Source organism: Clostridium sp. DL1XJH146 (assembly GCF_054819755.1).
On record NZ_JBTVVN010000018.1, the window covers coordinates 1 to 13734 of the forward strand.

The 13734-nt window shown below is 30.0% G+C and carries 16 protein-coding genes; all 16 read left to right on the plus strand.

Features of this window, described 5'->3' with window-relative positions; genetic code table 11:
- Nucleotides 1–242: 242 nt before the first annotated feature.
- The 16 genes from ACVHXK_RS10100 (at nucleotide 243) to ACVHXK_RS10175 (ending at nucleotide 13729) form a co-directional block, all read left to right on the plus strand.
- Nucleotides 243–503, plus strand: coding sequence for a hypothetical protein (locus ACVHXK_RS10100; RefSeq protein WP_461206270.1), 261 nt, complete (start codon nucleotides 243–245; stop codon nucleotides 501–503).
- Nucleotides 504–887: 384 nt separating this feature from the next.
- A complete protein-coding gene (locus ACVHXK_RS10105) occupies nucleotides 888–1034 on the plus strand; it encodes a hypothetical protein (protein WP_461206271.1) in 147 nt (48 codons plus the stop codon).
- Between the two features lie 156 nt (nucleotides 1035–1190).
- Nucleotides 1191–3527 carry a hydratase gene (locus ACVHXK_RS10110; RefSeq protein WP_461206272.1) on the plus strand — a complete coding sequence of 779 codons (2337 nt, stop codon included), beginning with the start codon at nucleotides 1191–1193 and terminating at the stop codon, nucleotides 3525–3527.
- 318 nt (nucleotides 3528–3845) lie between these two features.
- Entirely contained in the window at nucleotides 3846–4508 is a 663-nt protein-coding gene (locus tag ACVHXK_RS10115) for a deoxynucleoside kinase (RefSeq protein WP_461206273.1), read from the plus strand.
- 95 nt (nucleotides 4509–4603) lie between these two features.
- On the plus strand, nucleotides 4604–5527 hold the full coding sequence (locus tag ACVHXK_RS10120; protein WP_461206274.1) for a ribonuclease Z: 924 nt from the start codon (nucleotides 4604–4606) through the stop codon (nucleotides 5525–5527).
- Between the two features lie 119 nt (nucleotides 5528–5646).
- A complete protein-coding gene (locus ACVHXK_RS10125) occupies nucleotides 5647–5778 on the plus strand; it encodes a hypothetical protein (protein WP_461206275.1) in 132 nt (43 codons plus the stop codon).
- 244 nt (nucleotides 5779–6022) lie between these two features.
- Nucleotides 6023–8032 (plus strand): sigma-54-dependent Fis family transcriptional regulator, encoded by a 2010-nt coding sequence (locus ACVHXK_RS10130; RefSeq protein ID WP_461206276.1) that lies wholly within the window; start codon nucleotides 6023–6025, stop codon nucleotides 8030–8032.
- Nucleotides 8033–8291: 259 nt separating this feature from the next.
- Nucleotides 8292–8762 (plus strand): Na+/H+ antiporter subunit E, encoded by a 471-nt coding sequence (locus ACVHXK_RS10135; RefSeq protein ID WP_461206277.1) that lies wholly within the window; start codon nucleotides 8292–8294, stop codon nucleotides 8760–8762.
- Between the two features lie 2 nt (nucleotides 8763–8764).
- Nucleotides 8765–9022 carry a monovalent cation/H+ antiporter complex subunit F gene (locus ACVHXK_RS10140; protein ID WP_461206278.1) on the plus strand — a complete coding sequence of 86 codons (258 nt, stop codon included), beginning with the start codon at nucleotides 8765–8767 and terminating at the stop codon, nucleotides 9020–9022.
- Nucleotides 9023–9199: 177 nt separating this feature from the next.
- Nucleotides 9200–9511 (plus strand): monovalent cation/H(+) antiporter subunit G, encoded by a 312-nt coding sequence (mnhG, locus tag ACVHXK_RS10145; protein ID WP_461206337.1) that lies wholly within the window; start codon nucleotides 9200–9202, stop codon nucleotides 9509–9511.
- A complete protein-coding gene (locus ACVHXK_RS10150; RefSeq protein ID WP_461206279.1) occupies nucleotides 9498–9737 on the plus strand; it encodes a hydrogenase subunit MbhD domain-containing protein in 240 nt (79 codons plus the stop codon). The genes mnhG and ACVHXK_RS10150 overlap by 14 nt, the downstream gene beginning before the upstream one ends.
- Nucleotides 9734–10006 (plus strand): hydrogen gas-evolving membrane-bound hydrogenase subunit E, encoded by a 273-nt coding sequence (gene mbhE / locus ACVHXK_RS10155; protein ID WP_461206280.1) that lies wholly within the window; start codon nucleotides 9734–9736, stop codon nucleotides 10004–10006. The genes ACVHXK_RS10150 and mbhE overlap by 4 nt, the downstream gene beginning before the upstream one ends.
- A 14-nt stretch (nucleotides 10007–10020) precedes the next feature.
- Nucleotides 10021–10440, plus strand: a complete 420-nt coding sequence (locus ACVHXK_RS10160) for an MnhB domain-containing protein (RefSeq protein WP_461206281.1) — start codon at nucleotides 10021–10023, stop codon at nucleotides 10438–10440.
- A gap of 2 nt (nucleotides 10441–10442) precedes the next feature.
- Nucleotides 10443–10799: a sodium:proton antiporter gene (locus tag ACVHXK_RS10165; RefSeq protein ID WP_461206282.1), complete on the plus strand. Its 357-nt coding sequence runs from the start codon at nucleotides 10443–10445 to the stop codon at nucleotides 10797–10799.
- A 3-nt stretch (nucleotides 10800–10802) separates the two neighbouring features.
- Nucleotides 10803–12269, plus strand: a complete 1467-nt coding sequence (locus tag ACVHXK_RS10170; protein ID WP_461206283.1) for a complex I subunit 5 family protein — start codon at nucleotides 10803–10805, stop codon at nucleotides 12267–12269.
- A gap of 11 nt (nucleotides 12270–12280) precedes the next feature.
- Nucleotides 12281–13729, plus strand: a complete 1449-nt coding sequence (locus tag ACVHXK_RS10175) for a complex I subunit 5 family protein (RefSeq protein WP_461206284.1) — start codon at nucleotides 12281–12283, stop codon at nucleotides 13727–13729.
- Nucleotides 13730–13734: the final 5 nt, after the last annotated feature.

Genomic DNA, 13734 nt, shown 5'->3' on the forward strand with positions numbered 1-13734 from the left:
AGTGTGAAGTGTGAAGTGTGAAGTGTGAAGTGTGAAGTGTGAAGTGTGAAGTGTGAAGTGTGAAGTGTGAAGTGTGATAAAATTTTTAGCTACGCTAAAAATTTTATCACTACTAAACAGAGTAGGATTTAGCGAAGCTAAATCCACTATTAAATTAAAGATTCTCGACTGCAAGGAGAGAATCATCCTTAACTTCACACTTCACGTTCCACACTTCACACTCAAAAAAGGGGGCTTTAGAAGTGAAGGTTATAGCAAAACCCATAGATATGGTTGCTTGGTTTGATAGAGATGGACTTCCACATCCTGTGAAATTCAAAATTGAGAAAGAGAAATCGGAAGATGTTAAAAAAATAGATAGAATACTAAATAGAGAGAAGCAGAAGTTGGCAGGAAATGAGGTCATAGTATATACGTGTCAAAGTATATTTAATAATGATTTGAAGATTTACGAAATTAAATATGAATTGAATTATTGTAGATGGATACTTTTTAAGATATAGACTAACTGGCTTTGTAGAAGAAAGAATAAGAGTTTATATCAAGGGAACACTATTTTTAAAACAAGTGTGAAGAGTGCAGAGTGCAGAGTGCAATGTGCAGTGAAGGATGATTTTCTTCCCTCCCGTCAGAAAATCTTTGAATTTAGACATCGATTTAGCTACGCTAAATCATCTTTCACTTTAGAGTGAAAATAAAGTGTTATGAATTACAGTTTCTATGGTTTTAATATTGTAATCTTTTAAGCTTTCAAGGTTTTAATGTTTTAAGGTTTAATCTTTTAATGCTTTAAGGTTTAATCTTTTAATGTTTTAACTGCACTCTGCACTCTGCAAACTGCACTCTATATAAAGAAGCACTCTATATATAAAAAAAGGCGGTGTCTTATGAGTAAAAAAAGCAAAAGTAACATATTGAGTGAAAAAACAAAAGATGAATTAGGTAAAGTAAACCTTGAAGAGCAACAAAAAAGTTCCCTTCAGGATAAGAAAAAAGATTTAGGTCATGGAAATCCTATTAATTTGAAGAGGTAATAAATTAGTATTTGCAAGTATTTGAAAAAAAAAATTCATATTTATCAAAGCTAGCTATTTGTAATTTGAGACGATTTAGAGTATAATTTTAATAATCGAAGACAAATTAGGGACAGGTGATTAAATTATAAAAACAAAAGGGGCTGGCATGATAGGATGATTAATATTATTGATAAGAAGGTATTTTTATTAAAAAATACCGAATTAGTTGAAGAAGATGAAAAAATAAATATTGAAGAATTGAACGGGAAGTTTTTCCGTCAAGAAAATGATAAATTGCAAGAAGATGATTTTGAATTGTCAGTAGCTAAGAAAAATACTATGGCTTTCCATATTTTAAAAGAGCATAATTTATCAGATGATATGGAGAATTTAAACATTAGATTTGATAAAATAGCTTCTCATGATATTACATTTGTAGGTATTATACAGACAGCTAGAGCTTGTGGTCTTGAAAAATTCCCTATGGAATATGTTTTGACAAATTGCCATAATAGTTTGTGTGCAGTAGGTGGGACAATAAATGAAGATGACCATGTTTTTGGATTATCAGCAGCTAAAAAATATGGAGGCATATATGTTCCTCCTCATCAAGCAGTAATACATCAGTATATGCGTGAAATGATGGCTGGTGGTGGCAAAATGATTTTAGGTTCAGATAGCCATACTAGATATGGAGCATTAGGAACTATGGCAATGGGTGAAGGCGGCCCGGAGCTTGTAAAACAATTGCTGAAAAAAACATATGATATAAAATACCCTGGAGTTATTGCAGTGTATTTGGAAAATGCACCAAAAGCATATGTAGGACCTCAAGATGTAGCTTTATCAATTATAAAAGAAGTTTTTAAATCTGGATTTGTAAAAAATAAAATTATGGAATTTGTTGGACCTGGAGTTGGGAATTTATCCGTTGATTATAGAATTGGTATAGATGTAATGACAACTGAAACTACTTGTTTATCAAGCATATGGTGTACTGATGAGAAGGTTAAAGACTATCTTAAAGTTCATGGAAGAGAAGGAGATTATAAACAAATGGCTCCAGGAAAAGTGGCTTGTTATGATGGAGCTATAAAAATAGATTTAAGTGCTATTGAACCAGTAATTGCCCTTCCTTTCCATCCAAGCAATGTTTATACGATAAAGGAATTGAATCAAAATCCTTATGAGATACTTAGAAGTGTTGAAGAAGGGGCTAAGAAATTATTTAGTAATTCTAATTTAAACTTCAAATTAACTGATAAAATAGTTAATGGTAAAATTAAAGTAGACCAAGGTATTATTGCAGGATGTGCAGGTGGAACTTATGAGAATATAAGTATTGCCGGGGAAATGCTACAAGATAAATTTATAGGACATGATGAGTTTTCATTAAGTGTTTATCCATCAAGTCAACCTGTTAACTTTGCACTTAACCAAAATGGAACAATAAATAAATTAATGCAAGCAGGAGCGATTGTTAAAACGGCATTTTGTGGACCTTGCTTTGGAGCGGGAGATACGCCTTCAAATAATGCCCTAAGTATCAGACATACTACTAGGAATTTCCCAAATAGAGAAGGTTCTAAACCAAAAGATGGACAGATTTCTTCAGTAGCTTTGATGGATGCGAAGTCAATTACAGCAACAGCTATTAATGGAGGAATTCTAACATCAGCAGAGGAGTTTCCAACTGTTAATGAAATAAAAGAATATGATTTTAATGATAAAATATACAAACATCGAGTTTATTCAGGTTTCAATAGTGGAGATACTAAATCAGAGCTTGTTTATGGACCAAATATAAAAGATTGGCCAGAAATTATAGAACTCACTGACAATCTTTTGCTTAAGGTAGCATGCGTTATAAAAGATCCTGTTACTACTACAGATGAGTTAATTCCGTCAGGAGAAACGTCATCTTATAGATCAGATCCTTATAAACTTTCAGAGTTTACGTTGAGCAGAAAAGATCCAGAATATGTAGGTAGAGCTAAAGGAATAAAGAAACTTGAAGATGAAAGAATTAGTTTAATTAAAGATGATAAAAAAATTACTGGTGAAGTAAAAAAAGTATTTGAAATTCTTGGGCAAGATGAAGATATGGATAATTTAATTAAGACGACATCACTAGGAAGCGTAATATATGCTAATAAACCAGGTGATGGTTCAGCAAGGGAGCAAGCAGCTTCTTGTCAAAAGGTTTTAGGTGGAATGGCAAATATAGCTGTAGAGTATGCGACTAAAAGATATAGAAGTAATTGTGTAAATTGGGGTTTGATACCTTTTAAGACAAAAGAAGAGGATATAAAACTAGAAAATAATGAATATATCTTTGTACCTAATATTAAAAAAGCAATAAAGGAAAATGAAACAGAAGTTAAAGCGTTCATTATTGGTAATGATAATGAGAAGAGGGAATTGATTTTATATATTGATGACCTTACACAAAGTGAAAGAGAAATAATATTAGCAGGTTGTTTGATTAATTACTATAGAAAAACTTTGTAGAAGTAGAATTTTTGGAAAAAATATTAAAAAATTAAAACTAAAAATTATAATAAAAACAAACTATGAAGAATGAAGACTATAAATAAAATTTCAATAATTAAAAAAATCCACAGTCGTATGTGGATTTTTTTATATAGGGTAAGAAAATGTGGATAACTCTGTAAAATATTTTAAGCAGCGAAATTTATGTATACGTTATATTTTTATAATGTAAAAATAGTGATATTTGGTAATTTAAAATACTGAGAAATCCTTTGCAGAATAGCGATAATTATGTCATAATATAACGTAGTTTGTAATAAAGGAGTAACCAATATTATGATGGATTATCAATTGCTAAAGAAATTAGAGGGAAAGGATTGTTGGAATTTGGTAGTAGTAGATGGAGTAGTAGGAGTAGGAAAAACGAGTTTGATGAAAATATTAGTAGATGAATTTAACTATAAGCCTTTTTTAGAACCAGTAGTAGACAACCCTATATTAGATAAATTTTATTATGATAGAAAGAGATATAGTTTTTCTCTTCAAATATTTTTTTTGAATAACAGATTTAGAATGATCAAAGAAGCCGCTAATATAGGAAATGCTATTCTTGATAGAAGTATTTATGGAGATTTAATATTTGCAAAAATGCTTATGGAAAAAGATGAAATGAGCAAGGAGGAATATGATCTATACATAGATTTATTTGAAAATATGATAGAACATTGTCATCCACCTAAACTTATGATTTATTTAGAAACAAATGTAGATAATGCAATTAAGAAAATTAATACAAGAGGAAGAGATTATGAAAAAATAGTTGAAAGAGAGTATTGGGAAAGACTTAATACACATTATTCAGATTATTTCAAAGTATATAATGCATCTCGAATTTTAACTATTAATGTTGACAGTATAGATTTTGTAAATAATAAAGAAGATAAAGAGTATATAATAAACTTAATAAGAAAAGAATTAGAGATGGTAGGCTGTGAATAATATTCTATAAATAGGATTTGTTTTATGGCAATGTTGTTTTTGAAGTATATTAACAAATCTTTAAAGCATAGCCTTTAAAAAGGAAGTATTTAGTTATGGTTAGAGTAGGTTTGCTTGGTGAAGGTGGAATGATGCCACTTCCAGACAGGTTCTTGAGTGCTGCACTGATAAATTTTTATGGTAGCAGCATTTTGATTGATTGTGGTGAAGGGACTCAAATACAATTGAAGAAAATGAAATGGGGAATTAAAAATATAGATGTTATATGTTTAACCCATTATCATGCAGATCATGTTGCTGGTTTACCTGGGTTACTAAGCACTATATCTAATAGTGGTAGGACAGAGGAATTATTAATAATAGGTCCCCAAGGAATAAAAGAGGTTGTTGCTGGTCTTACAGTTATAGTACCTGAATTAGCTTTTGAGTTAAAGCTTGTGGAATGTGGTAAAACTGGTTTAAATAATTTTAGATACAAAGGATATAGTATTAACTCAATACTATTAAATCATGGTATTGAGTGCTATGGATATTCTATTGAAATAAACAGGAAGAGAAAATTTTCTGCGAAAAAAGCAGAAAAAAATAATGTACCAAAGAAATTTTGGAGTAAACTTCAAAAGGGTGAAATAATAGCGGACGGAAAAAGGCTATATATACCAGACGATGTTTTAGGACAAAATAGAAAAGGTATAAAAATATCCTATTGTACGGATACAAGACCAACAGATGAAATGGTGGAGTTTGTAAAAGATTCAGACCTTTTTATTGGAGAAGGGATGTATGGAGATGATGCTTTTTTAGACAAAGCTATAGCTAATAAACATATGCTTTTTTCAGAATGTGCAGAATTAGCAAATAAGGCATGTGTTAAAGAGTTATGGCTTACGCATTTTAGTCCTTCTATGGTAGAACCGGAGGAATTTCTTCATAATGCATTGGATAAATTTAAAAACACATGCATAGGTTATGCGCTTATACAAAAAGAAATAAACTTTTCTAATTTGGATAAACTATAGATAAGCTATACGTAAACTTAATCTGTATTTATACACAACTCCGTGTGTTAACGAGTTATGGACACGTATAGATTAATAGTTGAAATAGTTTATCTACTATTAGAAAAGGAGTGAATTTAATGATAAAAGGATTAAGTCATAAAAAAAGTAAAAGAAATGAAAGAACAGAAGCAGAATTGGAAGCAAAACCTAGAAGAAACAAGAAAAACCCTCCGAAGTATAAAAGCTTTGAAGGGGAAGAAATAGAGTAGGTTGAGTGAACATTAAGAGTGATTTTATTTGCTTTTGAGAAACTTTAATAAAATAAAAAAACAAACAAAAGACTTTAAAATGGTCTTTTGTTTTTTTTATAAATAAATAGTTGAGTTGGAAACACTGTAAGGTTAGTATATAATAATTAATATAAGACTTCGTGATGGTGTGAAGAAAAACTTTTATGATTATGTGTGTTTTCAATTGTAAAATCTAACAAGTTAAATAAGAGAGGTGAAATAATTGCCTGTAAAAAAATTATTATCAAACGATGAGTTTGTGTATAAGAAATGGAAAGAATTTATTGAAGAAAACAAAATAGATAAAGAGGGTTTGAGAGAAGAGATATATCATTCCTGGGAACGATGTAGTGAATATGATTTAGATCCATATGGAGATTATAGCAACAATTTTCTTACCAAAAGAGAATTGAATAGTAGATACAGAGATTTGATGGAAATGCTTAAATTAACTAAACCTTTTATGGATAGTCTTTATAAATTTTTAGAAGAAACTCAATTTATAATTAGATTAACTGATAAAGATGGTTATGTAATTATGCATAGTGGTTCTGATGAAGTGATAGAATTTTACGAAAGAATAGGGTTTAGTGATGGATATAATGTAAAAGAAGAATACATAGGTACAAATGCTATTGGTATAAGTTTATATACAGGAAAACCTATACAAGTAATGGGGGCAGAGCATTATCTTAAAATGAATCATAAGTACACTTCATCAGCTACACCTATCAGAGATTTTGATGGAAAAATTATGGCTGTTTTAAGTATAACGGGAAGTTATGAGCTGGTTCATCCTCATACTCTTGGTATGATTGTAGCAGCAGCACAAGCTATTGAAAAAGAAATGAAACTGCAGAAGTATAATGAGAAATTGAAGACAGTCAATGATGGGTTTCATCAAATAACAGAGTCTATCTATGAAGGTATTATTAAAGTAGACATAAATGAAAATATAGTGAGTATTAATAGATTTGCTAGAAATCTTATTGCATATGAAGAAGATGAATTGATAGGTAAAAATTTTAGGATGATTTTAAGAAAAGAAAATAGATTGCAATTAGTTCAAGGGATTTTTAAAGGGAGAAGATTTGAAGAAGAGGAAATGTTTTTTAAAACTAGAACGGGTAGGAAAAAAGTATGTATAGCAAATATATTCCCTATTAGATCTATGGATAGAAATAAATTAAGTGGCTCAGTTATAACTTTTAGAGAGAAAAAAGTAGTGCATAATTTAGTTAATAAAATAGTAGGGGCAAATGCTAGATTTACCTTTAATGATATTTTAGGAGAAAGTGAAGCAATAAAAAAAGCAATTAAATTATCATCAATATCAGCCAATATAAATACTACTGTTTTACTCCAAGGAGAAAGTGGTACAGGAAAAGAAATGTTTGCTCAAGCAATTCACAATAAAAGTGATAGAAGAGAATATCCTTTTGTGTTTTTAAATTGTGGAGCAATTCCGAGGGAACTTGTTTCTAGTGAACTTTTTGGGTATATAGAAGGAGCTTTCACAGGAGCAAAACGAGGGGGACATCCTGGGAAATTTGAATTAGCGGATGGAGGAACTATATTTCTTGATGAAATAGGTGATATGCCATTAGATACACAAGCTAATCTTTTGAGAGTTCTTGAAGAAAGAAAGATAGTAAGAGTTGGAGGGCACGACGTAATACCTATTGATGTTAGAGTTATTGCAGCAAGTAACAAAGATTTAAAAAAAGAGGTTGAACTTGGTAATTTTAGAGAGGACCTTTTTTATAGAATAAATGTTATGCCTATATATACACCTGCTTTAAAAGATAGGAAAGAAGATATTAAAATTTTAGTTGATTTTTTCTTAGAGAAATTTTGCGAAACAAGTGGTAAGAAAGTAAAGGGTGTTGACGAGGGTTTTTATAATTCATTAATAGCTTATAATTGGCCAGGAAATGTAAGAGAATTGCAAAATGTAATGCAGAGGGTAGTAAATATTGAAGAAGATGGTGCTATTCTTTCGGTACAAGATTTGCCTATGAATATAAAGAATAGAGATGAAGGTGGAGAAAAATCATATATTCAGCCATTAAGAACGCTCGAACAGATTGAAGCGGATGCTATAAAGAGGACTTTGAAAGAAATGAAAGGTAATATAACTGCTTCATCTAAAATACTTGGTATAGGAAGAAGTACATTGTACAGAAAAATGTTAAAATACGGAATCGATGAAAAAAAATACCTTGGTCCATAGTGTTTTAAAATGATACAAGTGCCTCAAAATAATACACATAAAATTGAGATGAAAGGTTTTAGTGTATCATAGTGAAACACTAAACAAAAATATTGATAAAAAAATAGCAATCTTTTATTGTTATTGCAATTAGAAATAAATCATCTGCATTATCAACTTCAATGAAATGACCGTTTGCCAATGATGTATATGTTTACAGATAATCTTGGTATGGAAATTGCTATATAATAAATTGAAAGAATAATTTTGGAGGGGTGACATGGGATTTGTAATTATTTTAATCTATATTGCTTTTTGGATTATATTAGGACAAAGACTAACTGTGGAAGCTTTTATTATCGGAATAGCTGTAAGCTGGATGGTTTTTCAATTTAATAAAGATAAATTTAATAAAATAAAAATTAGTAAAATAAAATTGTTCAAAAAAATAAAGTATTTAATATGGTACTTGATTGTATTAGTTAAAGAAATAGTAATTGCCAATTTTCATGTGGCAGCAGTAGTTTTAAACCCTAGAGTAGTTTTAAACCCTAAGGTAATTACCTTTAAGACTAAACTCAAAGGTAATATGTTAAGAACTATATTGGCGAATTCTATAACGCTAACACCTGGTACTCTAACTATAAAAATGGAAGAAGATATTTTCACAGTACACTGTTTGAAAGAAGAATATATTAAGGATGTTATTGATTCGAAATTTGAAAAGATTCTTATGAAAGTAGAGGAATAGTTATGAATGGAGTTTTTATATTTGCAATAATGTTTTTGTCTATTACAATATTCTTCTGCATGTTTAGGGCAATTAAAGGGCCGTCTCCTGCAGATAGATTAATTGCAGTTAATGTAGTTGGAACTAAGACAATTATTTTGATATTGATTGTTTCTTTTATCCTTCATGAAACATATTTTGTAGATGTAGCTTTAGTATATGCACTTATAAGTTTTATTGCATCAGTAGTTATTTCGAAATATATAGAGAAAGAAAAATAATATAAAAGCAATGCACAATGAACAATGCACAATGCACAATTTAGGAGGATTTTCTTCCCTTTGCTCAGAAAATCTTTAATTTAAATAGTGGATTTTGCGTAGCAAAATCATCCTTAAACTATGAACTGTGAACTGTGAACTGTGAACTGTGAACTGATAAGAGGGGGTTTGAACTTGGTGAGGATTGTTATTTCTTCGATATTTATGTTTGGCGGACTGTTTTTCTTTATGGTGGGGACGGTAGGTATTTTAAGATTTCCAGATGTTTTTACAAGAGCACATAGTGCAGCAAAATGTGATACTTTAGGAGCGGTTTTAACTTTGACTTCTCTTATTATATATAATGGAATGAATTTTGTTAGTTTAAAACTAGTTTTAATTATAGTGTTTATTTGGATTACAAATCCAACAGCAACACATTTAATAGCAAAGGCTGTTTTAGTTTCACAGGATAAAGGGAATGAGGCGAATAACAATGAAGATGTTTAGCATAGTAATTTTATTATCTTTAATAGTCTTTTCTATAGCAGTTTCAGCTATAAAAAATTTACTTGGATCAATAATTGTTTTTATGGTTTATAGTTTGATTATGGCTATTATTTGGCAACAGTTAAATGCTCCAGATCTTGCCATTACAGAAGCGGCTGTAGGAGCGGGGATAACGACAATTTTATTTATTCTGACATTGAAAAGGATTAAAGGAGCGAAAAAATGAGAAAGATTTTATCAATTTTAGTTACGGTTAGTTTGATATATATTCTTTTAATTGGTGTTGTAGATTTACCTGAATTTGGGGTAGAGGAAAAGCCTTCAAATAATGAAGTTACAAAGTATTATATTGAACATACAATGGAAGATACTGGAGCAACTAATATAGTTACAGGAATTATTCTTGATTATAGAGCTTTTGATACATTTGTTGAAGCAGCTGTTTTATTTACAGGAGCAATGTGTGTTATTTTGGTTTTGAAAAAAGAAGAATAAAAGGAGTGGGGAATTTGAAAGATATAATACTTAAAGAAATTAGCAAAATAATAATCCCCTTTATCCAGATATTTGGGGTATATGTAATCTTCTATGGACACTTAAGTCCAGGTGGTGGATTTGCTGGGGGAACGATAATAGGAGCTAGTTTTATACTTTATAGAATTGTATATGGAAAAAATAAAGCAAAAGAAAAGCTTTCTTATAATAAATTATTGAAATTTTTATGTGGGGCCATGATTTTATATGGGTTTGTGAAAGGGTATAGTTTTATAACTGGAGGAGCACATTTGAATTTGCCAGAACCTCCAATAGGTACACCGGGAAATATTTTGAGTGCTAAATATCTATTACCACTTAATATTTTTGTAGGAACAGTAGTTTCAATTGTTATGTACACTTTATATTCATTATTCGATGAAGGAGAAATATAAAAATGATTGAATTAATAGGAAATTATTATGAAGCTGGAGCAATAATATTATTTGGAATTGGTTTTGTTACTCTTTTATTGCATAATAATTTGATAAAGAAAATAATAGGAATGAATATTATGGATACTGCTATATTTTTATTTTTTATAGCTAAAGGATATATAGTTGGCAAAGAAGCTCCAATTATTATAAATGGCAATGTTACTGGGAATTATATTAACCCTATTCCTTCAGCTTTGATGCTAACAGGTATTGTTGTTGCCGTTAGTATGACAGCATTTGCGTTAGCGTTAACTATTAAGGTTTATGAAAAATTTGGAACAGTTGAATTAGATGAAATTATGAAAATGGGAGGATAATTTATGAGTAGGAGTTTTCCACTAATTATAATATTGGTTTTATTCATCACATCTTTTGTAATGCCTCTTTTAAATGATAAAAAAAGAGTGAAGTTTTTAAGTATGGTATCGATGGGCATTGCTACTTTATTAGCCTTGATATCTTTAATATATACAGCAAATAACGGGTCATATTTTTATAGAGTAGGGCATTTTGATGCACCTTATGGAATAGAATTTTTTATAGGCAATAGTGAAGTTTTATTAGCGTTTGTGTTTTGTTTTGTTGCCTTAATGATTATATGGTATTCAATTTACAGTATAGACCATGATATTAAAGAAAATAGAATATCACTATATTATTTACTAATTAATATATTAATAGGGTCAATTCTAGGATTAGTTTATACTAATGATCTTTTTAATGCTTATGTATTTATAGAAATTGGCACATTAGCGTCTTGTGGAATAATCGTGGTTAAGGATAAAAAAGAAACAATAAAGGCTACGCTTAAATATCTTATTATGAGCATACTAGGTTCAGGACTTGTACTTATGGGTATTGCATATTTATATTCAATTACCGGACAGTTAAATATGACAAGTATGCATGAAGTGCTTTTAGGTATCTACATGGAATATCCTGATGCTATATTAATAATTTTAGGATTATTTACAATAGGATTAGGAGTTAAAAGTGCTATGTTTCCTCTTCATTCATGGCTTCCAGATGCACATTCTAGTGCACCAACTTCATCTTCTGCAATTTTATCAGCTTTAGTATTGAAGGGATATATTTTTCTTTTAATAAAAGTTTTATATAGAATTTTTGGATTTGAAATAATAGGTCAGTTCCCAGTACTTGATTTGATTTTAATATTAGGTAGTGCAGGTATGATAATGGGATCGATTTTTGCTATTATGCAAAAGGAATTAAAAAGAGTTATTGCGTATTCTTCAGTTGCTCAAATGGGTTATATATTTTTTGGTATAGGACTTGGAACTGAACTTGGGGTAACTATTGCTATATTTCATATGGTAGGGCATGCTGTTACAAAATCAGCTCTTTTCTTGATTTCAGGTGCAATGATACATCAAACAGGATTTAAGAAAGTTGATGAATTAAAAGGCATAGGAAAAGAAATGCCTAAAGCCCTTGGTTTATTTTTTATTGGAGCTTTATCAATGGTTGGAATTCCTGTTCTGCCAGGTTTTGTGAGTAAATGGTATCTAGCTATTGGGAGTATTGAAAGTGGCAAGGTTTTACTCATAATTGTAATCCTTGTAAGTTCATTATTAAACGCGGTATATTATTTCCCTATAGTTATAAACGGTTATTTTGGAGAGGAAAATTTAGAAAATAAAATATATAAATCGAAAAATATGAGTGTGCAGGAATTAATACCTATTGCAATGTTGATTTTAGCTATGATAATAGTAGGATTTTCATCTAAAAATATAATTGCATTTATTAGTTCGGGTTTAATATAGGAGGATAAAAAGTGAATAATTTATTGATTTTACTGCCTATTTTATTTCCTGGAATTCTTTCTGTTGTATTAGCATTAACAGATTTTGAAAGGAATAAGAGAAATATTTTTGTGGCAACTGGGGTTATTTTGAATTTGTTTTTGACTATATATGTGGTGTTTAATCTTGAAGGAGATATGCTTCATATTTTTAAGTTTAATGATTTCCTGGATATTTATTTAAAAATAGATAAACTCGGAGTATTCTTTTCTTTACTTGTTGCTACATTATGGGTTTTTACAACTTTTTATTCTATAGAATATATGAAGCATGAAGGAAAGGAAAGGAGATTTTTTGCATTTTTTACCCTTACACTTGGGATAACATTAGGTATTGCTTTTGCAGGTAATTTAATCACACTTTATTTGTTTTATGAACTTTTGACTTTGTGTACTTTCCCATTAGTTATTCATAATGGTAGTAACGAAGCATTGCAAAGTGGTAAAAAATATTTAATTTATTCTTTTAGTGGTGCTACAATGGTGCTTTTCGGGACACTAATACTTTTTAGTATTACTAATAATTTAAATTTTATTCCTAAGGGAGTTTTTGGAACGGTAGCTTCATATGATAATACTCTTGTTTTGATAGTTTTTATAGCTATGTTTCTTGGATTTGGAGTAAAAGCAGCTTTAGCACCATTTCATTCTTGGTTGCCGGCAGCTATGGTTGCACCTACACCTGTTAGTTCATTATTACATGCAGTTGCTGTTGTAAAATCTGGTGTTTTTGCTTTAATAAGAGTATGCTACTTTATTTTTGGTGTTGATGTTATTGCTAGTACAGGCGGACAGGTATATATGGCTGTTTTTGTAGTGCTTACTATATTGATGGGGTCGTTTTTAGCGTTGCATCAAGATAATCTTAAGAAAAGATTGGCTTATTCTACTATAAGTCAGTTAGGATATATTTTACTTGGAATAATTATGCTCAATGAAGATGCTTTTGTAGGAGGTCTTCTTCATTTAATAAACCATGCTGTAATTAAGATAACATTATTCTTTTGTGCTGGTGCAATAATGTATACAACAGATAAGAAAAACATAAGTGAGATGGAGGGAATAGGGAAAAGAATGCCTATAACTATGTGGTGTTTTGGAATTTCTTCAATTTCATTAGTAGGAATACCGCCAACAAATGGATTTGTAAGTAAGTGGTTTTTGGCGATAGGTGGATTAGCAGCAGGTAAGATTATTTTTCCAGCAATATTACTTCTTTCAGCATTATTAACAGCTATGTATTTATTCCCTGTTGTTTCAGCGGCCTTCTTCAAAAAAAGTAATTTTGAGGCAGGAGTACAAGAAGCTCCTTTAAATATGCTAATACCGATAGTTTGTATAACAATAATTACAGTAATATTAGGAGTATGGCCGAATCCGATATTGAATTTTTTAAGAGAAATAGCAAACTCAGTTTTTTAAAATAA

Bases quoted from the DNA above. Each gene is read 5' to 3' on its own strand.
- ACVHXK_RS10105 (WP_461206271.1), top strand. From the start codon at position 888: ATGAGTAAAAAAAGCAAAAGTAACATATTGAGTGAAAAAACAAAAGAT.
- ACVHXK_RS10110 (WP_461206272.1), top strand. From the start codon at position 1,191: ATGATTAATATTATTGATAAGAAGGTATTTTTATTAAAAAATACCGAA.
- ACVHXK_RS10115 (WP_461206273.1), top strand. From the start codon at position 3,846: ATGATGGATTATCAATTGCTAAAGAAATTAGAGGGAAAGGATTGTTGG.
- ACVHXK_RS10120 (WP_461206274.1), top strand. From the start codon at position 4,604: ATGGTTAGAGTAGGTTTGCTTGGTGAAGGTGGAATGATGCCACTTCCA.
- ACVHXK_RS10125 (WP_461206275.1), top strand. From the start codon at position 5,647: ATGATAAAAGGATTAAGTCATAAAAAAAGTAAAAGAAATGAAAGAACA.
- ACVHXK_RS10135 (WP_461206277.1), top strand. From the start codon at position 8,292: ATGGGATTTGTAATTATTTTAATCTATATTGCTTTTTGGATTATATTA.
- ACVHXK_RS10140 (WP_461206278.1), top strand. From the start codon at position 8,765: ATGAATGGAGTTTTTATATTTGCAATAATGTTTTTGTCTATTACAATA.
- ACVHXK_RS10150 (WP_461206279.1), top strand. From the start codon at position 9,498: ATGAAGATGTTTAGCATAGTAATTTTATTATCTTTAATAGTCTTTTCT.
- mbhE (WP_461206280.1), top strand. From the start codon at position 9,734: ATGAGAAAGATTTTATCAATTTTAGTTACGGTTAGTTTGATATATATT.
- ACVHXK_RS10165 (WP_461206282.1), top strand. From the start codon at position 10,443: ATGATTGAATTAATAGGAAATTATTATGAAGCTGGAGCAATAATATTA.
- ACVHXK_RS10170 (WP_461206283.1), top strand. From the start codon at position 10,803: ATGAGTAGGAGTTTTCCACTAATTATAATATTGGTTTTATTCATCACA.